This is a genomic window from Prescottella defluvii (assembly GCF_000738775.1).
Lineage (GTDB): Bacteria > Actinomycetota > Actinomycetes > Mycobacteriales > Mycobacteriaceae > Prescottella > Prescottella defluvii.
This window is the reverse complement of record NZ_JPOC01000007.1, coordinates 40,325-61,889: the sequence shown is the minus strand read 5'-3', so window position 1 is coordinate 61,889 and position 21,565 is coordinate 40,325. Positions and strand designations below refer to the sequence as shown.

At 69.1% G+C, this 21,565-nt stretch carries 25 protein-coding genes and 1 pseudogene; 17 read left to right on the top strand and 9 right to left on the bottom strand.

The features are described 5' to 3' along the window. The first annotated feature begins 215 nt into the window (after window positions 1–215). Complete coding sequence (locus IJ15_RS0102430) at window positions 216–1,370, top strand: Rieske 2Fe-2S domain-containing protein (RefSeq protein WP_031936752.1); 1,155 nt, start codon at window positions 216–218, stop codon at window positions 1,368–1,370. Between the two features lie 281 nt (window positions 1,371–1,651). Here IJ15_RS0102430 and IJ15_RS0102425 read toward each other — a convergent pair whose 3' ends face one another. From IJ15_RS0102425 to IJ15_RS0102410, 4 genes are all read right to left on the bottom strand, one after another. Continuing rightward, window positions 1,652–2,344, bottom strand: a complete 693-nt coding sequence (locus IJ15_RS0102425) for a type 1 glutamine amidotransferase domain-containing protein (protein ID WP_031936751.1) — start codon at window positions 2,342–2,344, stop codon at window positions 1,652–1,654. 107 nt (window positions 2,345–2,451) lie between these two features. Next, a complete protein-coding gene (locus IJ15_RS0102420; RefSeq protein ID WP_031936750.1) occupies window positions 2,452–3,240 on the bottom strand; it encodes an SDR family NAD(P)-dependent oxidoreductase in 789 nt (262 codons plus the stop codon). Window positions 3,241–3,354: 114 nt separating this feature from the next. After that, window positions 3,355–4,125, bottom strand: coding sequence for an SDR family NAD(P)-dependent oxidoreductase (locus IJ15_RS0102415; RefSeq protein WP_031936749.1), 771 nt, complete (start codon window positions 4,123–4,125; stop codon window positions 3,355–3,357). Beyond that, window positions 4,122–4,940 carry an enoyl-CoA hydratase/isomerase family protein gene (locus IJ15_RS0102410; RefSeq protein ID WP_031936748.1) on the bottom strand — a complete coding sequence of 273 codons (819 nt, stop codon included), beginning with the start codon at window positions 4,938–4,940 and terminating at the stop codon, window positions 4,122–4,124. The genes IJ15_RS0102415 and IJ15_RS0102410 overlap by 4 nt, the downstream gene beginning before the upstream one ends. Window positions 4,941–5,038: 98 nt before the next feature. Here IJ15_RS0102410 and IJ15_RS0102405 point away from each other — a divergent pair, with 98 nt between their 5' ends. Continuing rightward, window positions 5,039–5,635, top strand: coding sequence for a TetR/AcrR family transcriptional regulator (locus tag IJ15_RS0102405; RefSeq protein WP_031936747.1), 597 nt, complete (start codon window positions 5,039–5,041; stop codon window positions 5,633–5,635). Window positions 5,636–5,644: 9 nt separating this feature from the next. Here the strand turns inward: IJ15_RS0102405 and IJ15_RS0102400 are convergent, their stop codons facing one another. Next, window positions 5,645–5,878, bottom strand: a complete 234-nt coding sequence (locus IJ15_RS0102400; protein WP_081880540.1) for a lipopolysaccharide assembly protein LapA domain-containing protein — start codon at window positions 5,876–5,878, stop codon at window positions 5,645–5,647. A gap of 33 nt (window positions 5,879–5,911) precedes the next feature. Continuing rightward, window positions 5,912–6,511: a TetR/AcrR family transcriptional regulator gene (locus tag IJ15_RS0102395; RefSeq protein WP_031936745.1), complete on the bottom strand. Its 600-nt coding sequence runs from the start codon at window positions 6,509–6,511 to the stop codon at window positions 5,912–5,914. Between the two features lie 73 nt (window positions 6,512–6,584). Between IJ15_RS0102395 and IJ15_RS0102390 the strand changes: the two genes are divergently transcribed. The 3 genes from IJ15_RS0102390 (at window position 6,585) to IJ15_RS0102380 (ending at window position 8,538) form a co-directional block, all read left to right on the top strand. Next, window positions 6,585–7,532 (top strand): NAD-dependent epimerase/dehydratase family protein, encoded by a 948-nt coding sequence (locus tag IJ15_RS0102390; protein WP_031936744.1) that lies wholly within the window; start codon window positions 6,585–6,587, stop codon window positions 7,530–7,532. 244 nt (window positions 7,533–7,776) lie between these two features. After that, window positions 7,777–8,127: an RNHCP domain-containing protein gene (locus IJ15_RS0102385; RefSeq protein ID WP_031936743.1), complete on the top strand. Its 351-nt coding sequence runs from the start codon at window positions 7,777–7,779 to the stop codon at window positions 8,125–8,127. Between the two features lie 15 nt (window positions 8,128–8,142). Then, window positions 8,143–8,538, top strand: a complete 396-nt coding sequence (locus IJ15_RS0102380) for an RNHCP domain-containing protein (RefSeq protein ID WP_156111992.1) — start codon at window positions 8,143–8,145, stop codon at window positions 8,536–8,538. On the opposite strand, the pseudogene IJ15_RS25440 reads toward IJ15_RS0102380, so the two are convergent. Continuing rightward, window positions 8,535–8,723: pseudogene (locus IJ15_RS25440) on the bottom strand (transcriptional regulator); the annotation flags it as partial. The gene IJ15_RS0102380 and the pseudogene IJ15_RS25440 sit on opposite strands and share 4 nt — an antisense overlap. A gap of 241 nt (window positions 8,724–8,964) precedes the next feature. Between IJ15_RS25440 and IJ15_RS0102370 the strand changes: the two are divergent. The 4 genes from IJ15_RS0102370 to IJ15_RS0102355 are packed head-to-tail and all read left to right on the top strand — an operon-like array spanning window position 8,965 to window position 12,550. Then, the gene (locus IJ15_RS0102370; protein WP_031936741.1) at window positions 8,965–9,621 is read left to right on the top strand and encodes an ABC transporter permease; all 657 of its coding nucleotides are present in this window, start codon (window positions 8,965–8,967) and stop codon (window positions 9,619–9,621) included. After that, window positions 9,614–10,807, top strand: a complete 1,194-nt coding sequence (locus IJ15_RS0102365; protein ID WP_031936740.1) for an ABC transporter ATP-binding protein — start codon at window positions 9,614–9,616, stop codon at window positions 10,805–10,807. Before IJ15_RS0102370 ends, IJ15_RS0102365 begins: the two co-directional genes overlap by 8 nt. Further along, window positions 10,804–11,562: an ABC transporter permease gene (locus IJ15_RS0102360; RefSeq protein ID WP_031936739.1), complete on the top strand. Its 759-nt coding sequence runs from the start codon at window positions 10,804–10,806 to the stop codon at window positions 11,560–11,562. The genes IJ15_RS0102365 and IJ15_RS0102360 overlap by 4 nt, the downstream gene beginning before the upstream one ends. Window position 11,563: 1 nt before the next feature. Continuing rightward, window positions 11,564–12,550 (top strand): glycine betaine ABC transporter substrate-binding protein, encoded by a 987-nt coding sequence (locus tag IJ15_RS0102355; protein WP_031936738.1) that lies wholly within the window; start codon window positions 11,564–11,566, stop codon window positions 12,548–12,550. Between the two features lie 2 nt (window positions 12,551–12,552). Here the strand turns inward: IJ15_RS0102355 and IJ15_RS0102350 are convergent, their stop codons facing one another. Next, window positions 12,553–13,314 carry an IclR family transcriptional regulator gene (locus tag IJ15_RS0102350; RefSeq protein WP_031936737.1) on the bottom strand — a complete coding sequence of 254 codons (762 nt, stop codon included), beginning with the start codon at window positions 13,312–13,314 and terminating at the stop codon, window positions 12,553–12,555. Continuing rightward, a complete protein-coding gene (locus tag IJ15_RS0102345; RefSeq protein WP_231569391.1) occupies window positions 13,314–14,783 on the bottom strand; it encodes an APC family permease in 1,470 nt (489 codons plus the stop codon). Before IJ15_RS0102345 ends, IJ15_RS0102350 begins: the two co-directional genes overlap by 1 nt. Before the next feature lie 245 nt (window positions 14,784–15,028). On the opposite strand from IJ15_RS0102345, the gene IJ15_RS0102340 reads away from it, so the two are divergent. From IJ15_RS0102340 to IJ15_RS0102305, 8 genes are read left to right on the top strand one after another with little or no spacing between them, the layout of a single operon-like run. Further along, window positions 15,029–15,649: a MauE/DoxX family redox-associated membrane protein gene (locus tag IJ15_RS0102340; RefSeq protein ID WP_407983973.1), complete on the top strand. Its 621-nt coding sequence runs from the start codon at window positions 15,029–15,031 to the stop codon at window positions 15,647–15,649. A gap of 52 nt (window positions 15,650–15,701) precedes the next feature. Further along, a complete protein-coding gene (locus IJ15_RS0102335; protein WP_031936734.1) occupies window positions 15,702–16,316 on the top strand; it encodes a redoxin domain-containing protein in 615 nt (204 codons plus the stop codon). Window positions 16,317–16,374: 58 nt separating this feature from the next. After that, complete coding sequence (locus IJ15_RS0102330; protein ID WP_197059719.1) at window positions 16,375–17,049, top strand: methylamine dehydrogenase light chain; 675 nt, start codon at window positions 16,375–16,377, stop codon at window positions 17,047–17,049. Next, the gene (locus IJ15_RS0102325) at window positions 17,046–18,368 is read left to right on the top strand and encodes a hypothetical protein (RefSeq protein ID WP_031936732.1); all 1,323 of its coding nucleotides are present in this window, start codon (window positions 17,046–17,048) and stop codon (window positions 18,366–18,368) included. Before IJ15_RS0102330 ends, IJ15_RS0102325 begins: the two co-directional genes overlap by 4 nt. After that, a complete protein-coding gene (locus tag IJ15_RS0102320) occupies window positions 18,365–19,975 on the top strand; it encodes a multicopper oxidase family protein (RefSeq protein WP_031936731.1) in 1,611 nt (536 codons plus the stop codon). The genes IJ15_RS0102325 and IJ15_RS0102320 overlap by 4 nt, the downstream gene beginning before the upstream one ends. A gap of 11 nt (window positions 19,976–19,986) precedes the next feature. Then, window positions 19,987–20,343, top strand: coding sequence for a cupredoxin domain-containing protein (locus IJ15_RS0102315; protein ID WP_031936730.1), 357 nt, complete (start codon window positions 19,987–19,989; stop codon window positions 20,341–20,343). Then, the gene (locus IJ15_RS0102310; RefSeq protein ID WP_031936729.1) at window positions 20,340–20,666 is read left to right on the top strand and encodes a cupredoxin domain-containing protein; all 327 of its coding nucleotides are present in this window, start codon (window positions 20,340–20,342) and stop codon (window positions 20,664–20,666) included. Before IJ15_RS0102315 ends, IJ15_RS0102310 begins: the two co-directional genes overlap by 4 nt. 46 nt (window positions 20,667–20,712) lie before the next feature. Next, window positions 20,713–21,564, top strand: coding sequence for a hypothetical protein (locus tag IJ15_RS0102305; protein WP_031936728.1), 852 nt, complete (start codon window positions 20,713–20,715; stop codon window positions 21,562–21,564). Window position 21,565: the final 1 nt, after the last annotated feature.

Here is a 21,565-nt window from a genome sequence, read left to right as displayed (position 1 = left end):
GATGCCCCGATGCTGGTCGGGGCGGGCGTTCAATCGCCGGATTCGTATGGACTTTGGTCACCGATTGGGGACAAACGGTCCGATTCGGTCCCGTTGAGTGAGATCCGTGTCACTGTCACCGGACAGGTGTCGGATTGTGAACGAGAACACACGATTGCCCAGCTGTTTGGTCGAACGATCGAACAATTTCACTGAAAGGGATTCGGGGAGCAGACATGACGGCGATGGAGACGGATAGCGAAGAAGTACGGATGATCGATGCCGGCGAGTCGCCGACGAGGTTCGCGCGGGGCTGGCATTGCGTCGGACTTGCACGGGATCTGAGCGACGGCAAGCCGCACCCGGTGCACGCGTTCGGCACCAAGTTGGTGGTCTTCGCCGACAGCCAGGGCGAACTGCAGGTACTCGACGCGTATTGCCGCCACATGGGTGGCGACCTGAGCCAGGGCGAGGTCAAGGGCGACTCGGTGGCGTGCCCGTTCCACGACTGGCGGTGGAACGGCAAGGGCAAGTGCACCGACATCCCGTATGCCCGCCGGGTGCCGCCGCTCGCGAGGACCCGGGCGTGGACCACGATGGTCAAGGACGGGTTGGTGTTCGTCTGGCACGACCCCGAGGGCAATCCGCCGCCGGCCGGGGTGACGATCCCCGAGATGACCGCACCCGGCGAGGAGTGGACCGACTGGGTGTGGAAGGAGATCACCATCGACACCAACTGTCGAGAGATCATCGACAACGTGGTCGACATGGCGCACTTCTTCTACGTGCACTTCGGTTTCCCCATCAAGTTCAAGAACATCTTCGAGGGCCACGTCGCGACCCAGTACTACGAGGGCGTCGGCCGCGAGGACATGGCGCGACCGCGCGCGAACGGCGAGCCGTCGTCGACGGGCAACAGTTCCGTCGCGGCGTACTACGGGCCTTCCTTCATGATCGACGAGTTGACCTATCACTACCCGGATTTCGACATCGATTCGATCCTGATCAATTGCCACTATCCGATCGCGCCGGACAAGTTCGTCCTCATGTACGGGATCAAGGTCAAGCAGACCGGCTCGATCCGCGGTGAGGAGGCGCAGGCCTTGGCGACCACGATGGCGTCGTACATCACGCTCGGATTCGAGCAGGACGTCGCGATCTGGAAGAACAAGACCCGCATCGAGAACCCGTTGCTGTGCGAGGAGGACGGCCCGGTCTACCAGCTGCGCCGCTGGTACGAGCAGTTCTACGTGGACGTCGCCGACGTCACCCCGGACATGACCAGCCGGTTCGAGTTCGAGATGGACACCACCAAGCCCGTCGCCGCGTGGCGTCGCGAGGTGGCCGAGAACATCGAGCGGCGCACCGCCGCGGCCGCCGCATCGAACTAGTTTCCGCAGTTTGAAACGCGTAACAGCTACGCGGCGAGGGGAATAGCGCGTCGCCCGGCCACGGTCTTCGGTGGTGCGAAGACCGTGGTGGCGAACGCAACGGAGGACCTGAGGTCCTCGAGGTGGTCGATCGGGACATCCCGGCAACTTGTGCCGGGGACGTGGTGGTCCGGATGAAGGCGATCGGGATGGACCGATCGGCCACAAGTGCTACAGGGGGCGGTTCGGCGACGACCCCGCACCACCGGCGGCGGCTCGCGATGCCGCCGGACCGGCTGACCTCAGCCGAGCAGTCGGAGCACCGCCTCGGCCACGGGCCGGGCGCTCCCCGGATTCTGGCCGGTCACCAGCAGGCCGTCCTCGACCACATGCGGTGCGAACGGTTGGGCGGTGAACGAGTAGACCGCCCCGCGGTCCTCGAGCTTCTCCTGCAGGCTGAACGGGACGGCGTCGGCGCGCTGGGCGAGCTCCTCCTCCGGCCAGGAGAATCCGGTGACATTCCGTCCGGCGATGAGGTATTCGCCGCTGCTCAGCTTCGCGCCGAGCAGCCCCGCGGGACCGTGGCAGACTGCCGAGACGATCTTGCCGCCCTCGTGGAACTCGCGCAGCAGCCGTCCGAGGTCGGGGCTGTCCGGGAAGTCGAACATGACGCCGTGGCCGCCGGTGAGGTAGATGGCGTCGAAGTCGGCGGCCGAGACGTCGGCGACCGAGACCGTGTCGTCCAGCAGATCCATGAACTTTCGGTCGGCGTAACGACTTCCGGTACCACCGTCGGCCAGCACGTCGTGGGACAGGCTCTCCGGGTCGAGAGGGACCGCACCACCGGCGATGCTCGCGATCGTCAGCGTTGCGCCGGCGCGTTGCGCGTAGTCCCAGAAATGTGTCAGTTCACCGAGCCACAGGCCGGTGCGGTACCCGACCTTCTCGTACTCTCCGACGCTGGTGACGATGATCAGGATCCTCTTGTCGGCCACGATGAACTCCTCCGTCGGTCCTGCGGTGGTCGTCTCCGGTCCCACGCTACGAGTCCTCGGTGACGACCACCAGCGCACGGCCCGATCGGTCCGAGATGCCCGATGGGTCAGGAGAGCAGTGCCGCCGGGGTGCCCGGAAGGCCCGGGTAGTAGGTGCCGGCCGACCAACCGCCGTCGACGGCCAGTTCGGCGCCCGAGATGTACGACGCCTCGTCGCTCGCGACGAACAGTGTGGCCCGCGCGATGTCCTCGGACTCGCCGATGCGCTGCAGCGGCACGCCGGTGTACTTGCTCTGCAGGTCGTCGCCGCTGAGGCCGCCGGGGTTGCCGAGCGTGGTGTCCACCCCGCCCGGGTGCACCGAGCACACCCGGATGCCGGCCGGGCCGAGTTCGTACGCGAGTGCCTTGGTCAGGCCGCGGACCGCCCACTTGCTGGCGGTGTAGGCGGCGAGGCCGTTGACCCCGCGTAGCCCGTCCACCGACGAGATGTTGACGATGACGCCGCGACCGGCTCGCTTCATCGTCGGCACGACGGTCTTGGCGCCCAGCAGGTTTCCGAGCACGTTGATGTCGAGCAGGCGTTCGGTCCGCGCGACGTCGAGATCCTCGATCGGTGACCAGTGCATGACGCCGGCGTTGTTGACCAGAATGTCCAGCCCGCCGAACCGCTCGACCGTCCGGTCGGCGAACGCGGTCCACGATGCCTCGCTGCTCACGTCGAGGGGCGCGAAGAAGGCGGCGTCGCCCAGTTCCTCGGCCAGCGCGCGGCCCTTGTCCTCGAGCACGTCGCCGAGCGCGACGCGGGCGCCCTCCGCGACGAAGAGGCGGGCCGTCGCGGCGCCCATGCCCTGCGCCGCGCCGGTGATGATCGCGATCTTGCCGTCGAGTCGTGCCATGCGTCCTCCGAGAACTACCTCGAACCGGACTGTCCGGCTCGGGGCAGACCATCCCGCGTCCGGACGGCGATGGGAAGTGCGTCTCTCGCTCAGTGGGCCGGGTCACACTCGGGGTCAGTGCGCGACGGTTCCGCCGTCCGCGATGAGGACCTGACCGGTGATGTAGCTGCCCGCGTCGGACGTGAGGAGCAGTGCGGGGCCGACCATCTCGTCGGGATCGGCGATCCGCTTCTGCAGCGATACGGTGCGCATCGCCTCGATGGCCTCGGGCGAATTGTTGCGGACCATGTCGGTGTCGACGGATCCGGGGGCGAGTGCGTTGACCCGGATGCCGCGGGGTGCGAAGTCCGCCGCCATGGACCGGGTGAACGACAGCAGGGCGCTCTTGGCGCCCGCATACATCGCGACCCCCGGCGAGAACATGAACGCGCCCACCGAGATCATGTTGAGGACCGCCGCGTGCGGGCTGGCCTCGAGGTGCGGCAGCGCGGCCTGGGTGAGGAACACCGGGCCGCGCAGGTTGACGTCGTAGGACTTGCTCCACGCGTCGGGCGTGAACGCGCCCAGCGGCTGCGTGAGCGGGTTCGCGGCCGCGTTGACGAGGATGTCGATGCCCCCGAAGGTGTCCACCGAACGGTCGACCAGCGTGGTGAGGTCGTCGAGTTCGCCGAGATGGGTGGGTACCCCGAGTGCGTTGCCGCCCATGTTCTTCAGGTGCTGCTCGGTCCTCGTGCATGCCTCCGCCTTGCGGCTGGCCACCACGACGTTCGCGCCCGCGGCCACGTAGGCCTCGGCGAGGGCGAGCCCGATACCGCGGGTGCCGCCGGTGACGACGGCGGTGCGGCCGGTGAGGTCGAAGAGTCGGTCGAGCTTGTCGCGATTCACGGTCGGTCTCCTGTGTCCACCCAGGCGGGCTGTCGGCGTTCGATGAATGCGGCTGCGGCCTCGGCGAACTCGCCGCCGGTGCCGGCCAGGATCTGGGTTCGGTTCTCGAGGGCGATCGCGGCGTCGACGCTGCCCGCCGAGGCGTTCGCGGTGAGGACCTGCTTGGTCATGGACAGGGCGAACGGACTGTGGTTGCACAGCGTCCGCGCGAGCTCGAGGGCCGCGTCGAGTAGTTCGTCGTCGGGGGCGATGTGGGTGACGAACCCGATGCGCTCGGCCTCGGTGGCGTCGAACTCTCTTGCAGTGGTGATCAGTTCGGTGGCGCGGCCCGCGCCGATCAGTTGCGGCAGCGTGTAGCTGATGCCGATGTCGCAGCCCGAGACGCCGACCTTGACGAACTGCACCCCGAAGCGCGCCGACGTTCCTGCGATCCGCAGGTCGCATGCCGCGGCGAGCGCCAGGCCGCCACCGAACGCCGGCCCGTTGATCGCCGCGATCACCGTCTGGGGGAGCCGTTGCAGACGGGGGACCAGCGAGGCGATGTACTCCTGGGTCCGCATCCCGGCCGCTGGTCCGGTGAGGCCGGCGGCGGTGGGTGCCACGTGGGCCGTGTCCTTGAGGTCCAGGCCGGCGCTGAATCCGCGTCCCGCCCCGGTGAGGACCACGACGCGGCACATGTTGTCGTACTCGAGCGCGCCCAGCGCGCCGTGCAGTTCCTCGACGAGGGCGTAGCTGAGCGCGTTGAGACGGTCGGGGCGGTTGAGGGTGAGGACGGTGACGGCAGGGCTGGGCCGGGAAACAGCGATCAAAGTCATTCGGGCTCCGCTTCGTTCGGACCGGATGCGAAATGTCCGACCATTACCATTACACGACGTAAGATAATTTGTCAGTGGATCCGACGGAGGAGTGTCGAGTGGGCGAGACAGGCGTGGGGCGGGGGCGTCCCCGCGACCGCGAGCGGCATCGCGCGGTGCTCGCGGCCGCCACCGAGTTGCTGATCGAGGACGGCTACGAGCCGCTCACCCTCGCGGCGGTGGCCCGACGGGCCGGTGTCGGACGTCCCCTGCTCTACCAGTGGTGGGGCTCCAAGGCCGCACTGGTGCAGGAGGTGCTGTTCCGCGCCGAACCCGTTTCGGCGCAGGCGGTTCCCGACGACGCGACGTTCGCGGAGACGTTCACCGCGATGGTGCGGGACATGGTGGCGTTGCACGCTCTACCCGTGTACCGGCGCGGGCTGCCCGGACTCGTCGGGGACATGGTGGCCGACCCGGCGCTGCAGGAGGCCGCCGAACGCCGGTTCATCGAGCCGGTACGCGCCCGGTATGTCGAGGTGTTCCGTCGCGCAATCGATTCCGGTGAGATACGGGCCGATGCGGACGGCGGTGCGGTGCTCGACACGCTGCGCGGGGCGGTGACGATGCTGATCCTCGCGCGGCCGTCGTGGAGCGAGGACGATCTCGTCGAGTACCTGGTCGGGCTGGTGCTGGACGGCGTCCGCGTCACCCGCTAGAGAACGGGTCTACTTGGCCTGCTTGCGACGCCGCGTGGTCAGCATCCCCACGAGCCACCCGACCGCGAAGATCACGAGGAGCGTCAACCACAGCGGCGACGTCACCGAGACGAAGAACAGCGAGATCGACACGCTCTGCCGGTTCTGGGCCACGAAGATGATCGCGAGCACCGCGAGCGCGAGCGCGCCCCACTGGGTCGGCGACACGCGGTTCAGGATCGAATCGGACTTCTGGGTGGTCATCGCCCGAGACTAGCTCGCCCGGTGCGATTTCGATCAGATCCCCGCGGCCGCCGCGACGGTGTCGTGCACCCACTGTTCGTACCGTTCCGGCGACCAGTCGCCGTCGCGGACCAGTTGGGTGTAGGTCTCCGGGCTGAGCAGGGCCAGCGCCACGTCGACGGCCGCCGCGGTGTCGACGCCGTCGGCCTTGCCGGCGAGCGCCTCCATGAGATGTTGCTGGACGGTGCGCCGCTGGTCGAGATTGGTACGCCACAGTTCGGCGACCTCGGCGTCGGCCGCGGCGGCCGCGCGGACCGCGAGCAGGGTGTCGGCGACACGGTCGAGGATCAGCCGGGCGTGGTGGATCTGGATCCGCAGCTGTTCGGACGGATCGGGGGCGGCGATGGCATCGGCCACCCATTCGCGTTGGAGCGTCGCCACCGGCTCGTCGTCGCCGGCGACCGAGGCGTCCAGCAGTGAGGACAGGACGCTGCGCTTGTTCCCGAAGACGAAGTACACGCTCTGCGAGGAGACGCAGGCGCGGGCCGCGATCTGCTTGATCGTCGTCGCCGCGTACCCGGTGGTGGTGAACAGGGCGCTCGCTGCGTCGAGGATCTTCGCCCGCGCCGGACGCTGCTGACTACTGGTTGCCACCCCCGAACTCTAACTCTAGAGTTTCGCTCTAGAGTCCAACTCTAGTTGAGTGGACCGGCGAGAGGTGGCAGGGATGAAGGCACTGGTTCTGGGTGGCTACGGCGCGGTCGGCACGCCGCTGGTGCGGTATCTGCGCGACTCCGGCGTGGACACGGTCGCGGCCGGCAGGGATCCGGCGCGCGCCGACCGGGTGCTCGACCTCGCCGACCTCGCCGCGGTCGAGGACGCCGCCGGCGGTGTCGACGTCGTGGTGAACGCGTCGGGCGCCGAGGACGTGCGGGTGGCGCGGGCCGCTGTGTGCGGTGGGGCGACGTTCGTCGACATCACGGCCACCACGCCGTACGCGCGGGACCTCGAGGCCGTGGAGGGTCCGGTGTTGCTCGGGGTGGGTCTGGCGCCCGGGCTCACCGGAATGCTGGCCGTCGCTGCGGCCGGATCGAGCAGCGGTGCCGTCGAGATCCTCGTCGGGCTCGGAGCGGGCGAGCATCACGGCCCCGCCGCGGCGGCCTGGACCTACAGCCTGCTCGGCACCCACTTCGACGATCCGGACGGTGGCCGGGTCCGCAACTACACCCGGGCGCGCGCGATACCGGTGCCGCCGGAGGTGTCCGCGGAGTATCGCGCGTTTCCCTCGTTCCGAACGGATTTCGCCGATCAGCACGTCCTCACCGAATCCCTGGGTGCGCCGGTCCGGACCTATCTCCGGTTGGATTCGCGCGTCGCGACGCTGGGGTTGGCGGCGCTGACGTGGACCCCGGTGTTGCGGGGCCTGGCGCCCGCGCGGATGTGGGGGAGCGATCGGTGGATCGTGCAGGCACGGGCGGCCGACGGGCCGACGCTGTGGGCGAGCGGCAGCGGGCAGTCGGACGCGACGGCGGCCGTGGCGGCGTGGGCGGTGCGGGGACTGGCGGACGAGCCGATCGGACGACCCACATGGCTGCACGATCGTGCGCAGCTCGAGGATGCGCGGGTGGCGATGGCGCACTTGCAGTTCGGCGTCACCGAACGCGTCTTCCGATAATCCGGTTGCGCGGCCGTCGACGGGATCCTAGGGTTCACGGCATCCGGCACAGGGCCGGTCTCTGCACAGGTGGAAGTGGTGAATTATGCCCCGGACAACCGCCGAGTACCTTCACGTTCCCGTGAACCGCTCAGGCCGGTGATCCGAAGACGACATCGGGTCTGTAGTCCGGTGTGAGCTTCTCGCGGGATCGACATGCTCGGCAATCGCTGCCGTTCAATCGATCTCACGGAGGAGAATCCGCGTGTCCCATCGAGGCACACCAATTTCCCATCTCTCGACCTTCACCTGCATACGCTGCGGACTCGACGTGTCCTCGGCGACGCCGGACGCCGACCCGCGCACGCACTGCCCCAACTGTCTGGCGGGCAGGCACGGCTCGACCGCTGAGCGGCGGTGCGGCGCGCGTACCCATCCGATCGCGATCGCCGTGCTTCGCGACGGCGACTGGATGCTGATCCACCGGTGCACCGGTTGCGAGACGCTGTCGGCCAATCCTGTTGTCGGCGACGACAACCAGCTGTTGCTGGTGCGGATCGCGGTGAAACCGTTGGCGCAGCCGCCGTTCCCGCTCGAGCACCTCGCACAGTTGTAGCGCGGGGTGATCGAGATGGCACGCAGGAACATCGGAACCGGACGACCGCAGCGCGGCAAGCCGGTGCACCGGGACGGTCCGGCGCGGCGGGGTTCGTCGTTCCGGTGCGTCGGGTGCGGGCTGGACGTGCCGATGCACGCTCCCGGTACCGCCCATCGCAACCACTGTCCGCACTGTCTGTGCAGTCGGCACGTGGACCGGGACGTGCCCGGTGACCGGGCGTCGTCGTGTCGGGGACGGATGGACCCGATCTCGATCAGCGTGCGTGACGGCGGCGAATGGGTGGTCATCCATCGTTGCGCCGGATGCGGCTGGATCGGCTCGAACCGGACTGCCGGCGACGACAATTCGCTGGCGCTGGTCCGGATCGCGGTGCGCCCGATCGCGCGTACCGGGGTCCTGTTCGGCTAGCGCGGGTTTCGGCTCGCGGTCAGGTGTGCCGTCGTCGCGTCGTCGGCGGGGCAGAAGGCCTCGATCGCGAGTTCGGCCACCGTCACGTCCAGTGGGGTGCCGAACACCGTTTTCGTGCTGAAGAACGACAACTCGCCGTCGGGCGTCCGCACCCGCAGCGGGACCACCAGCGCGTGGCCGCCCGCTGCGGGTGCTGAGTCAGGTACTCGGCTTCCTGGACAAGGTGCCGACGGCCTGACATCGGGGGCCGGGGCGCTGATCGCCGGACACGAAAGCCGACGCTCTGACCCGATTGCCGTGCAGAACCCGCCCGATAGGGGCAATGTGGACGGCAAGCGCAGTGCGGTATCTAAACGGAAAACGCCTGCTCGGACTGTCCGGGTGGGCGTTTCCGCCCTTCCGTACGGCAGAAGGGAGGGCCTGGGGTTGGATTTCCAGACCTTGTGGAATTTCGTGTTCGAGCGGCGACAGCAGCTGCTGACGGACTCGTACCTGCATGTCAGCGCCGTCGTCCAGTCGGTGGTCATCGCCGGTGTCATCGCGGTGCTGATCGGCATCGCGGTCTATCGCAGTCCCATCGGCTCGGCGGTCGCGACCGGGCTGGCGAGCACGATCCTGACACTGCCGTCCTTCGCCCTGTTGGGCCTGCTCATTCCGATTCTCGGGCTCGGCGTCGCGCCCACGGTGACGGCGCTGGTGCTGTACGCGCTGCTGCCCATCATCCGCAACACGATCATCGGCCTGGCCTCGGTCGATCCCGCGATCACCGATGCCGCCCGCGGGGTCGGGATGAACCGGGTCCGCGTCCTGGGCCGCATCGAACTGCCGCTGGCCTGGCCGTCGATCCTCGCCGGGATCCGGGTCAGCACCCAGATGCTGATGGGCATCCTCGCGATCGCGGCCTACGCCAAGGGCCCGGGCCTGGGAAACCTGATCTTCTCCGGGCTGTCCCGGGTCGGCAGCCCCAACGCGGTGCCGCAGGCGCTGACGGGAACCGTGCTCATCGTCATTCTCGCGCTCGTCCTCGACGGACTGCTGGTCCTCGTCGGGCGCCTCACTACCTCGAGGGGGATCCGTGACTGACCTGCTACCCGCCGAAGAACAGACCGGCAAGGGCGTCGAGATCGTGCTCGACGACGTCGTCAAGCAGTACCCCGGGCAGGGCGATGCCGCCGTCGACGGAGTGTCGATGACGATTCCGGCCGGCGAGATCGTGGTGTTCGTGGGGCCGTCGGGCTGCGGGAAGACCACCACGATGCGGATGATCAATCGGCTGATCGAGCCGACCTCGGGGAAGATCACGATCGCCGGCCGCGACACCCTGTCGATCGACCCGGACCGGCTGCGGCGCGGCATCGGCTACTCGATCCAGCAGGCCGGGCTGTTCCCGCACCTCACGGTCGCCAAGAATGTGGCGACCGTTCCGGGTCTGGTCGGGTGGGACAAGAAACGCATCGCCGAGCGCACCGACGAGATGCTCGACCTGGTGGGCCTCGATCCCGACACCTACCGGGACCGGTTCCCGCGTCAGTTGTCCGGCGGTCAGCAACAGCGCGTCGGGGTGGCGCGAGCGCTGGCGGCGGATCCACCGGTGCTGCTGATGGACGAGCCGTTCGGTGCCGTGGACCCGATCACGCGCGGACTGTTGCAGGACGAGCTGATGCGCCTGCAGTCGGAGCTCGGCAAGACCATTGTGTTCGTCACCCACGACTTCAACGAGGCCGTCAAGCTCGGTGACCGAATCGCCGTACTGGGCAGCCAGTCCCACATCATGCAGTACGACACCCCGGAGGCGATCCTGGCGAATCCCGCCAACGACATGGTTGCCGGATTCGTCGGCGCGGACGCCTCGCTCAAACAGCTCACGCTCACCCGGGTCCGGGAAGTCGAGCTGACGGACTGTCCCACCGCGTACCGGGACGGCTCCGTGGCCGACCTGCGCCGGGCGCTCGCGGAACAGGGTGCCCACTGGGGCCTGATCCTCGATCACCGCGACCGTCCGCTGCGGTGGGTGTCCCCGACGCAGCTCGCGACGGCGGCGTCGTTGCAGGACATCGGCGAACCGGTGGGTGAACTGGTCTCGGTGCAGTCGACGCTGCAGGACGCGCTCGAGGCGCTGCTGGTGCAGAGCAGTGCGTCGGCGGCGGTCACCGGGCGGCGAGGCGAGTTCGTCGGGCTCATCACGATCGACACCCTGGTGCAGGCGCTGCAGGAGATGCGCGAGGAGCACGCCGACGACCATTCGGCAGCCCAGGACCCGTCGAAATGACCACGCAGACAACGGCTGCCGCACGACGGGCCGAGCGTGCCCGGCTGTTGGTCCAGCCGCTGCTCGTGCTCCTGCTGGTCGGCGGTGTGCTGGGGTGGGCCTTCACCCGCGACCTGACCGCCACCCAGCAGGCGAGCATCAGCATCGGCAACATCGCGACCCTCACGTGGCAGCACGTGCTCATCACCGTCGTGGTGGTGGTGATCGTGCTGGCGCTCGCGGTGCCGCTCGGCACGCTCGTCACCCGGCCCGGATTCACCAAGCTGGCACCGGTATTCGTGGGTATCGCGAACATCGGCGCGTCCGCCCCGGCGATCGGCCTGCTGGTGCTGTTCTACCTGGCGACCCGGACGACGGGCTTCTGGATCGGCGTGCTGCCCATCGCGTTCTACTCCCTGCTGCCGGTGCTGAGGAACACGATCCTCGGGTATCAGGAGGTGGATCCGGCGCTGGTCGATGCCGGGCGCGGGCAGGGGATGTCGGCGCTCGCGGTGCTGCGGCGGGTGGAGTTCCCGTTGGCGGTGCCGTACATCCTGGCCGGCCTGCGGACCTCGCTGGTCCTCGCCGTCGGTACCGCGACACTGTGCTTCCTGGTGAGCGCGGGCGGTCTCGGCATCCTCATCGACACCGGATACAAGCTGCGCGACAACGTGACCCTCGTCGTCGGCGCGGTGCTGGCGGTCGCGCTGGCGCTGCTGGTCGACTGGGTGGGGGCGCTCGCCGAGACGTACCTGGGACCGAAGGGACTGCGCTGACATGACGGTGCTGCGACGTGTCCTGGCCGGTACCGCGGTGGTGCTCGCCACCACCCTGCTCGCGTCGTGCGGTCTGGAGTCCGGTGGTGCCCTGCCGTTGAAGGTCGGCCCGGCGAGCATCCAACCGGTGCCCGAACTCGACGGCACCCGGATCACCGTCGGCTCCAAGGACTTCACCGAGCAGATCATCCTCGGTTACATGATCGAGTTCGCGCTCGCGGCGGCCGGCGCGGACGTCCGGGACCTGACGAACATCCAGGGATCCAACAGCACCCGCGACGCGCAGGTGGCCGGACAAATCGACGTGAGCTACGAATACACCGGCACCGGGTGGATCAACTACCTCGGCCACGAGCAGCCGATCCCGGACTCGCGGGCCCAGTTCGAGGCCGTGCGGGACGAGGACCTCGACCGCAACGGCATGGTGTGGACCGACCCGGCGCCGATGAACAACACGTATGCGCTGGCGACCAGTCGGGAGACCGCGGAACGGACTGGCGTGCGCACGCTGTCGGACTACGCGGCTCTGGTGCAACGGGATCCGGCCGCGGCGGTGACATGTGTGGAGACCGAGTTCAACGTCCGGCAGGACGGCTTCCCCGGTATGGCTGCGGCGTACGGATTCGACCCGGCCCGCGCCGAGAGGCGGATCCTGCAGACCGGCATCATCTATCAGGCCACGGCCGACGGCAGCCAGTGCAAGTTCGGCGAGGTGTTCACCACCGACGGCCGGATCGCTGCCCTCGATCTGGTGGTGCTCGAGGACGATCGGCAGTTCTTCCCGAAGTACAACCCGGCGTTGACGATGCGGGAGGACTTCGCGAGCGAACACCCGGAGGTCGCGGAGGTGATGGCGCCGATCTCGGCGGCACTGACCGACGAGGCGATCACCGAACTCAACCGTCAGGTGGACGTCGACGGCAAGGACCCGGCGGCCGTGGCGCGGCAGTGGCTGGTGGACCAGGGGTTCGTGACCGCCGGGGACTGAGGTCACACCATCCCGGTGAGACGGTCCGCACCGTCGACGAGGAACCGGACCAGGGCGTCGTTCGGCCCGACACGGCCGTCGGCGCCCTGCAGATACAGGCCACCGACCACCTGTGCGGACGCGTCGCGGAGCGGAACCGCAAGGGCGGCACGACCGATCCGTGACTCCTGGCATTCGTGGGCGAAGCCGTCGAACACCACGGCCCGCAGCTGCCTTGCCAGTTCGTCGGGATCGCAGACGGTGTGCTCGGTGAGTCGTCGAAGCTCGGGCGCGGGATGACCCTGACCCGGGAGGAACGCGAGCATCACCTTCCCGAGCGCGTTGGCGTGCAGGTGCTTCGACAGCGTGCCGACCGCCGCGATCTCGTGGTCGGGATCGCGGTCGACGATGCGCAGTCGGCCGCCCGCGAACGACGCGACGTGGATCGCGAATCGGGTCCGGGACCGCAGCTCCTCGACCGACGCGTGAAGGGACGGTGACGGGCCGGTCGCCGCGGCGGCCTGCGCGAGTTCCGCGGTCCGCCGGCCCAGCGCGAAGCCGGACAGGTCGGGGACGCGGACCAGGAAGCCCTCCGCGACGAGGAGATTGAGCATGCGGTACGCGGTGGCGGCCGGGACACCCGCGAACCGCGCGATCTCCTTCGCGGATGTGCCCGGACCCAGCTGCGCCACCGCCTCGAGCATCCCGAGCGCTTTCTGGACCGCCTGCGGTTGCTGCCCGCTGAAGTGGGTGTCGTCGCCGTGGACGGAGGTGCGCGTCGGCATCAGCGGTCACCGTTCCGCGCCTGCCGCACGTCGTGGCCGCCGTTCGCGACGATGCGCCGTCGACCGTCCTCGTCGATCACGAGAACGCCTGCACCGGGCAGGATGTCGGTGGTCTCGACCGAATCGAAGGCGCCGACCGAGGCGAGGCTGTCCGGTCGCGCCCGGCGCAGCACCTCGTGCCACACGATGCCGGACGACCCGACGAAGGCGAGGGCGGCGGGCACGATCCAGACGTCGTGGGTGGTGCCGTCGACCGCGATGTAGGTGAGCAGTCCGGCGCCGAGCACGGTGACGAACACCGCGGCGGCCCGGGTCACGCCGGTGTCCTCGCCGATGCGGTACAGGAAGCGGAGGGACGCGAACGCGACGAGCGTGTAGGCGGCCACCAGCCCCACCTCGACCACGCCGTCGAAGGTGGCGGAGTCGGCGCGCGCGGACAGTGCGTAGAACACCGCACCCGTCAGGCTCGCCGACGCGAACAGCGCGACCGCCACGTAGGGCGTGCGGTACCGGAGGTGCACGCGCGAGAGCGCGGAGGGGAGGACGCGCTCGACTCCCATCGAGTACAGCAGCCGTGACCCGGCCTGCGCGCAGCCGAGCGTGGACGCGAGCCACGAGCAGGTCATGCCCGCCTTCACCGCGAGGACGACGCCCCAGGACGCCCCGGACGCGGTGCCGTCGAAGTAGGCGCCCACGATCACCGACCCGTGGCCGAGGAGGGAGGCGCCGGCGGCGAAGACGAACAGCAGACCGACCACGACGGGGGAGACGAGCACGGTGCGGGTGACGGCGACGAGGGGCCGCTTGGCCTCCGGGCCGAAGAAGGCGGCGCTCTCGAATCCGGCCATCGACAACACCGTCAGCATCGCCAGGAACGGCAACAGGCCGAGCGGCGTCTCGGGCGGCGGGCTCGTCGGCTCGGCGTCCCTCGGGGTGCCGAGCATGATCGCGACGATCAGCACGAGCGAGACGGCCTCGACGATCAGGATGGCGCGCGTCGCGAACCGCACGCCCCGCACGGTGATCGCGCCGACGGCCGCCGCGATCAGCCCGATCGTGATCACCCACGGCCCGGGACCGCCGAACCGAACACCCAGCAGATCGCCGATGTCGAGGAGGCTGCGGGCGGCCTGCGACATCACCGAGATCGAGATGCCGAGATAGCCGACGATCAGCGCCGTCCCGGTCACCAGCGCCGCGCGCACGCCCAGCCCCTGGAAGACGAAGCTGGAGAGCGAACCGGCGGCCGCGAGTCGCCGCGTGAACTGGGCGATGCACAGCGCGACCAACCCGACCGCGGCCGTGGTCAGCGCGATGACGAGCACGCCACCGAGGCCGGGATCGTGGGTGGTGATCCACAACGCGATGAACACCATGCCGGTCGCCGGTGCGATCGTCGACAGCGACTGGCCGATCAGATCGATCAGCGACAGCCGCCGGCGCCCGAGCGCGCGTAGCGGTGAATGCACTTGCTCGAGTGGACTTTCCACATCCTGTGCGCGGGCAATCGCTGCCCGGAGTGCAGCTGTCACGAGTCTCGTCCCGTCTGTACGCCCGGTGGTACGAAACGCAAGCTAGCCCCGGCATGTTTCGTAACGGTTACCTTCGCGAACAATGCGCGATTCGCAAGTGGGAATCCGTCCTCGGCGCCCCCACTCGCGGTGCGACGGAACGTTTCGTCACCGTCGCGAGAGCGACTCATCGCCCGGACACGATGGATCCACCAGTGGAGAAGGAGGTGGATCGACGGATGCTGTGGACGATGATCGCGTCGGCAGTCGGGGGCATCCTGCTGCTTGCGGGTGTGCCGAAGATTCGGGATCGGGACGGGCTGTTGCGTGTGGTCCGAGGCTACCGAATTCTCCCGGCACCACTCGAGCGACTGGTCGCGGCGACGCTGCCGTCGGTGGAGATCGCGCTGGGCGTGGCCCTGATCGCCGGGTTCGCCCCGCGGGTGGCCGCGTCGGCCGCGTCGGTGCTGTTCGTCGGCTTCTGTGTCGGTCTCACCGTCAACCTGCTGCGCGGCAGACGCGAACTCGACTGCGGCTGTTTCGCTTTCGGTCAGGAAGGCGAGTCGCCGCGGATCGGGTGGTTCCACGCCCTGCGGGCCGGTGCGCTGGCCGCCGTGGCCGTCGCGCTCGCCGCCACCCCTCACCGGCCGCCGGCGCTCGGTGAGCACCTCCTCGCGGTCGCGTCGGTGCTCGTGGTGCTCGCCGCGGTCGTGGCCGCCGTGCAGCTGCGCTCGATCGTGCACCTCGGCCGCCGGCCGGTGGACGAGCACCTGACCAGGGCCTCCATCGAACTGCGTGTCGCATCGGCGATCTCACGCTACTGACGACTGTTTCCGACGACGGCTCCGACGGCTGTCCCGACGACAAGGATCGAACATGAACACCTTCCTCCTCATCGCGATCGTGGTTCTGGCGGGCGCCGTCGCGGTCCTGTTCCTCATGGTGCTGGCGCTCGCGCGGGAGATCGGCCGCGTGCAGGTGCGCCTCGGTCCGCTGGGCGCCCGCATGATGGACACCGGTCCCAAGGTGGAGCAGGTCGCCCCGTCGTTCCGCGGTCTAACCGACCACCAGGGGCGCACCGTGGGTGTGGGCGGGCACCGCGACAAGCCGCAGCTGCTGCTGTTCACGGCGCCGACGTGCTCCACGTGCAAGAGCCTGCTGCCGGGCCTGCGCGCGATGGCGAAGGCCGAGACGGATCTCGAGGTCGTCATCATCTCGGACGGCACGCCCGCCGAGCACGAGCAGTTCCTCGCCGGATCCGGCATCGGCAGCGAGCTCAGCTACGTCGACGGTCGTGACGTCGGCATCGCCTACCAGGTGGGCACGACGCCGTACGGCGTCATCCTCGACGAGCACGGCAAGATCCGGTCCAAGGGCCTGTGCAACCACATGGCGCAGGTCGAAAGTCTGCTCAATGCACTCGAATCCGGCGTGCCGTCGCTGCAGCATCTGCACCAGCAGGCGAAGGCCGACGTCGCCGCGCATGCGTGACATCCCCCATCGAGAACGGAGAGAAACCATGTCCGACAAACCGATACACGATCCAGAGATGTACGAGAACCGGTATCCCGTCGACGAGGAGACCGTGAAGGCGCAGGCCGCCTGGATGGCCGGCGACGGCGGCAGTCTCGTCAGCCGGGCCGGCCGTCGCATGTCCGAGCAGGTGTCGCGGCGGTCGATGATCAGCAGGGTCGGCCGGTGGACGATGGGCGTTTCCGGTGTGGCGCTGATCAGTTCGCTGCCGGTCACCCGGAGCGCGTTCGCGCAGGAGGCCGCACCTCCGCCCGCGCCGACGCCCGACAAGGACCCGCTCGTGCCGGTGTTCGACGGTAAGGATCCGGCCGAGTGCGAGTACTGGCGCTGGTGCAACATGGACGGCACGTCGTGCGCCGCGTGCAACGGTGGTGGCGTCACCACCTGTGCCCCGGGCAGCAAGCCTGGCGCCGAATTCTGGGTGGGGTGCTGCACCAACCCCGACACCGGCAAGACATACCTCATCGCGTACTACGACTGCTGCGGCGCACCGTCCTGCTCCAACGCCTTCTGTGGTGAGCCGGACATGCAGGCGATCATGTACAACCCCGTCTCCGGCAGCTACGACCAGGAGATCATCTGGTGCGTGTCCGACGAGTCGCAGTCGTACACCTGCACCATGGCCCCCATCATCGGTGAGGACTGCCAGACGCGTCCCGCCGCCCGTCCGAAGGTCGGTGCCGGAGCATGACGACTGTTTCGCGTCGGGCCGCCCGGGGCGCGGCGGCCGTGGTCCCGCTCGCCCTCGTGTTCTCGCTGGCCGCCTGTTCGTCCGACGACGCCGATGGCGACACGACGGCCGCCGCCGGAGAGGTCACCTATCCGAGCGTGCCGTACACCGCACCCGGAGAGGGCATCTCGCTCGGTCACGACGACCAGGAGATCGGCACCACCATTCCCGAACCGCTGCACGTCAGCGAGATCGATCCGATCAAGCGGACCGAAGTGCTGGCCGTGATCGGTGGGTCCGGCCGGCTCGAGATCGGCGTCAACACCGTCGACCCGGTCACCGGTGTCGCGGGCAACCGGTTCGTGGTGGGGCCGGGCATCTGGGATCCGGTGATCCACGGGTTCGTCGGCGAGACATCCAGCGACCCGGCGGTTCTCGCCGCCGAGGTGTGGCGGCCGCGGGGCTCCCGAGGGGCAGCGGACTTCACCGTGAGCACGTACTCCGGCAACCTGCTCGAGCCCTCGGAGGCGCTTCTTCCCGACTACGCGCGTGTCCATTCGCGTCCGGGGTCGAGCGCGGTGACCTCGGACGGCAAGTACTTCGTCACGTGGGACGACGGCCTGTACGGAGTGCGGGTGGTCGACCTCGCGGCGAAGAAGGAGAGCGGCGCCCTCCAGATCATCGGGTGCGGACCGTTCACGTGGCTCGACGGCCACGAGCTCTACAGCGTGTGCGAGGAGACCCGCGAGCTGATCCAGATCTCCATCGACGACGCCGGCGTCCCCACCGAGACCAAGCGCGCCGAGGTGCTGCCCGACGACTTCGTCAGCGCCCGCGAGGTCACGTGGGCGGCAGAGGCCAAGAAGGCGCTGCTGGTCGGCGCCAACGGCGACGTGTACGTGTTCGATTTCGCGAACGGACTGCCGTCGTCGAAGGTGGCCCCGATCGGCAATGCCGGGCAGATGGGCGGCCGCTTCGCCGGCAACGCCATCGACAACACCGGCGCCCGCATCGCGATCGAGTACACCGACAGCGAGATCCACCCGCACTCCGCGCGCGGCGGCGACGTGGTGAAGATCGAACTGCACGACGCGGCGACCTTCGCGCCGGTCAAGACCCTCGACCTGGGAACGCTGGGGCTCGAGGGCATCGACAGCATGGCGTACTCGGTGGACGGCCGGACGCTCTACGTGGTCGGTAGCGGTCCCGAGGTGGACGGCGAGTCCAAGCAGAGGATCGTCGGTATCGACGCCGCGAACGGCAGCCAGGTCAGTTCCGTGGAGGTCACCGGGACCGTCGACAACATCCGCACCCTGCTCACCCCCCAGGTGCTCGAATGACGCGACCGATCGGTGGCGGGATGCTCGATCGCCGGCGGTTCCTCCGCCTCGGCTCCCTGGGGGTCGGGGCGGTGGGCCTCGGCGCGCTCGGGTTCGGTGCCGTCGGGTGCAGTAGCTCCGGTGCGTCGGCCGGGCCGACGCCGGACGACCTCGACTACATCCTGCCGACGGATCCCGAGATCGCCCGTGCCGAGGCCGCGCGCGTCACGAGCGGGGCGACGGCGGCATTCGCACTCGCCGCGGCCGCAGGCACGGTCGATCTCGGCGGGCGGCTGGTGGACACGTGGACCTACGGTGGTGCGGCCGTGGCCCCGGAGCTGCGGCTGCGCAAAGGCGACCGGGTGCAGGTGTCGGTGAGCAACGGGCTGCCGGCGGACACGACGCTGCACTGGCACGGCATCCGGATCCGGAACGACATGGACGGTGCGGCGCCGGTGACGCAGTCGGCGATCACCGCGAACGGCGGGACGTTCGAATACGACTTCGTCGCACCGGATCCCGGTACGCACTGGTACCACTCGCACAGCGGCCTGCAGGCGGACCGGGGCCTGTTCGGCGCGATGATCATCGAGGACCCGGACGACCGGACGGGCGCGGACGCGGATGCGGTGCTGGTTCTCGACGACTGGATCGACGGGATGGGAACCACGCCGGAGGCGGTTCTGATGGCGCTCAACCCGGCGATCTCCGGTGGCCACGGTGGCGGGCACGGTGGACACGGTGGCGGTGCGGCACCGGCGGCTGCGCACTCGGACGCGGAGATGGGTGTCGCGCAGGACCTGGTGTCTCGGGGACACGGCGACTCGGCGGCGCTGGGCGGCATGACGCAGCACATCGCGTATCCGCTGCACCTGATCAACGGCCGTCCGCCGAACGATCCGGCGGTGGTCGAGGCGTCGGTCGGCCAGCGGCTGAGGCTGCGAATCATCAACGCGGCGGCGGAGACTCCGTACCGATTCGCGGTTGCCGGACACGAGCTGACGGTGGTGGCCGTGGACGGCTTCGATGTCCGTCCGGTCCCCGCCGACACCGTGATCGTCGGTATGGCGCAGCGTGTCGACGTGCTGGTCACGGTCCGGTCGGGCGCGTGGCCGGTGGTGGCGAAGGTCGAGGGCCGCGACGGTTACGCGTCCACGGTCCTGCGCACACCCGACGCCGTCCCACTGTCGAATCCTGATGTGGGCGGGACTGTTCCGGAGTTGTCCGGGCGACTGGTGCCGGAGAGCGAGCTGCGTCCCGTGGATGCCGTGCGACTCGAGGACCGCAGCCCGGATCGGAACTACCGCGTCGAACTCATCCAGGCCGGCGACCGGTACGTGTGGGGCATGGCCGGTGCCGACGCAGGCAAGCTCGTCATGAAGCAGGGCGAGCGGGTGCGCATCACGATGGTGAACTCGTCGTCGATGTGGCATCCGATGCACACCCACGGGCACACGTTCGCCGTCCCCGCCTACGGGGGACTACGCCGGGACACCGTCAACGTGCTGCCCGGCACCGAGTTGGCGATCGAGTTCGACGCCGACAATCCGGGCGAGTGGATGTTCCACTGCCACAACGCCTACCACTTCGAGGCCGGAATGACCGCGAACCTGCGGTACATCCGGTGAGAGGACCGATCATGAAGAAACTCGTCGCACTCACCGCGGGCCTGATCACGACGGGCGCGCTGATCACCGGTTGCAGCAGTGGGGAGGCCGATGCGGGCGGCGGTGCGCCGGCCGCGGTGATCGAGGTCAAGAACATGTCCTACACGCCGGCCCAGGTCACCATCGAGAAGGGTCAGACCGTGCAGTGGAAGTTCGACGACTCCGGACTGCCGCACGACGTGGTCGGGGAGGGCTCCGTGGAGGGGCAGTTGAAGAGCGAGCTCCTGACCGAGGGCACGTACGAGTTCACCTTCGACGACGCGGGCACCTTCGATTACCACTGCACGCCGCACCCGATGATGGTCGGCACCGTCGTCGTGACGGAATGAACCGGCGGTGGTGCGCCGCGCCCGCCGTACTGCTGTCGCTGGCCGCGGGGTGCGCGGACGCGCCGGATGCCGGCCCGGACGCCGTCGTGGTGATCCGCAACGTCCACTTCGGGCCGATGGACGTCACCGTGCCGGTCGGGGGCACGGTGCTGTGGCGGTTCGAGGACGGAGGCCTGCTCCACCATGTCGGATCCGACGGCGTGTTCGACAGCGGCATCACCGGAGAAGGGAGCTACGAACACACCTTCGATTCCCCGGGCGTGTACGAGTACCACTGCTCGGTGCATCGCTACATGACCGGGACGATCACCGTGACAGGTTGACGCACAAAGCAATTCCGCTACATCAGAAGAGAAGGAGAGGATTTCGATGACGGAGACACTCACGCGCGAGTCGCTCGCGCACGCTCCGATAGCGACCGACGTCCCGGAGATCCGGCCCACGCTGCAGAAGGCGGTGTCGATGCCGGCCCGTGCGGCGCTCGTCGGCGGTGCTGCCGTGGTCGGCGCCGGTGTCGGTGCGCTCGGCGCCCCGGCGGCGGGCTCGGCCCTGATCGCGGCGGTGGTCGGGGCGGGCGCGCTCACCGCACTCGCCGCCAACTGGTCGACGTGCGGCATGTCGGTCGCGGGCGTCGTCGCGGCGCCGAAGCAGCCGGGACGCAAGGGCTCGTCGACGCCGGTGCGACGACTGGGCTGGCACGCGCTGGGCTCGATCGCGACGGGTGCGCCCACCGGCGCCCTGCTCGGTGCGTTGGGCGCCGTCGCGGCGGGCGCGGTCCCGATCGCGTGGGCGGTCGGGATCTGGGCGGTGATGGCGCTGGCGTACGGCCTGCACGAGATGGGCCTGGTGACGCTGCCCGCTCCGATGCGGCGCCGTCAGCTGCCCCGGCACCTGCGCCGGTCGATGGCGCCGTGGAAGGTCTCGCTGCTGTTCGGCGCGATGATCGGCCCGGGTTTCGTGATCTTCATCCGGTCCAGCGCCTACTACCTGCTGGCGCTCGGTGTGGTCGCCGCCGGATCGCCCGCGCTGGGTGCCGCACTGTTCACGCTGGTGAGCCTCGGTCGCTGCATGCCGAGCCTGCTCGCGATCGTCCACACGCGTCGCGGCGGATCCATGCCCGGGTTCCTGTCGGCGATGTGCGTCGTCGACCGCCGGGTCCAGGTGGTCACGGGCGCGGGCCTCGTCGCCCTCGCGGCCTTCGCCGCGGTCGCACTGGTGTGAC

What these genes read in the sequence shown, in the direction of transcription:
- IJ15_RS0102430 (WP_031936752.1), top strand. Translation starts at nt 216, where the DNA reads ATGACGGCGATGGAGACGGATAGCGAAGAAGTACGGATGATCGATGCC.
- IJ15_RS0102420 (WP_031936750.1), bottom strand. Translation starts at nt 3,240, where the DNA reads ATGGCACGACTCGACGGCAAGATCGCGATCATCACCGGCGCGGCGCAG.
- IJ15_RS0102410 (WP_031936748.1), bottom strand. Translation starts at nt 4,940, where the DNA reads ATGACTTTGATCGCTGTTTCCCGGCCCAGCCCTGCCGTCACCGTCCTC.
- IJ15_RS0102400 (WP_081880540.1), bottom strand. Translation starts at nt 5,878, where the DNA reads ATGACCACCCAGAAGTCCGATTCGATCCTGAACCGCGTGTCGCCGACC.
- IJ15_RS0102390 (WP_031936744.1), top strand. Translation starts at nt 6,585, where the DNA reads ATGAAGGCACTGGTTCTGGGTGGCTACGGCGCGGTCGGCACGCCGCTG.
- IJ15_RS0102380 (WP_156111992.1), top strand. Translation starts at nt 8,143, where the DNA reads ATGGCACGCAGGAACATCGGAACCGGACGACCGCAGCGCGGCAAGCCG.
- IJ15_RS0102360 (WP_031936739.1), top strand. Translation starts at nt 10,804, where the DNA reads ATGACCACGCAGACAACGGCTGCCGCACGACGGGCCGAGCGTGCCCGG.
- IJ15_RS0102355 (WP_031936738.1), top strand. Translation starts at nt 11,564, where the DNA reads ATGACGGTGCTGCGACGTGTCCTGGCCGGTACCGCGGTGGTGCTCGCC.
- IJ15_RS0102350 (WP_031936737.1), bottom strand. Translation starts at nt 13,314, where the DNA reads ATGCCGACGCGCACCTCCGTCCACGGCGACGACACCCACTTCAGCGGG.
- IJ15_RS0102340 (WP_407983973.1), top strand. Translation starts at nt 15,029, where the DNA reads ATGGATCCACCAGTGGAGAAGGAGGTGGATCGACGGATGCTGTGGACG.
- IJ15_RS0102335 (WP_031936734.1), top strand. Translation starts at nt 15,702, where the DNA reads ATGAACACCTTCCTCCTCATCGCGATCGTGGTTCTGGCGGGCGCCGTC.
- IJ15_RS0102330 (WP_197059719.1), top strand. Translation starts at nt 16,375, where the DNA reads ATGTACGAGAACCGGTATCCCGTCGACGAGGAGACCGTGAAGGCGCAG.
- IJ15_RS0102325 (WP_031936732.1), top strand. Translation starts at nt 17,046, where the DNA reads ATGACGACTGTTTCGCGTCGGGCCGCCCGGGGCGCGGCGGCCGTGGTC.
- IJ15_RS0102320 (WP_031936731.1), top strand. Translation starts at nt 18,365, where the DNA reads ATGACGCGACCGATCGGTGGCGGGATGCTCGATCGCCGGCGGTTCCTC.
- IJ15_RS0102315 (WP_031936730.1), top strand. Translation starts at nt 19,987, where the DNA reads ATGAAGAAACTCGTCGCACTCACCGCGGGCCTGATCACGACGGGCGCG.
- IJ15_RS0102310 (WP_031936729.1), top strand. Translation starts at nt 20,340, where the DNA reads ATGAACCGGCGGTGGTGCGCCGCGCCCGCCGTACTGCTGTCGCTGGCC.
- IJ15_RS0102305 (WP_031936728.1), top strand. Translation starts at nt 20,713, where the DNA reads ATGACGGAGACACTCACGCGCGAGTCGCTCGCGCACGCTCCGATAGCG.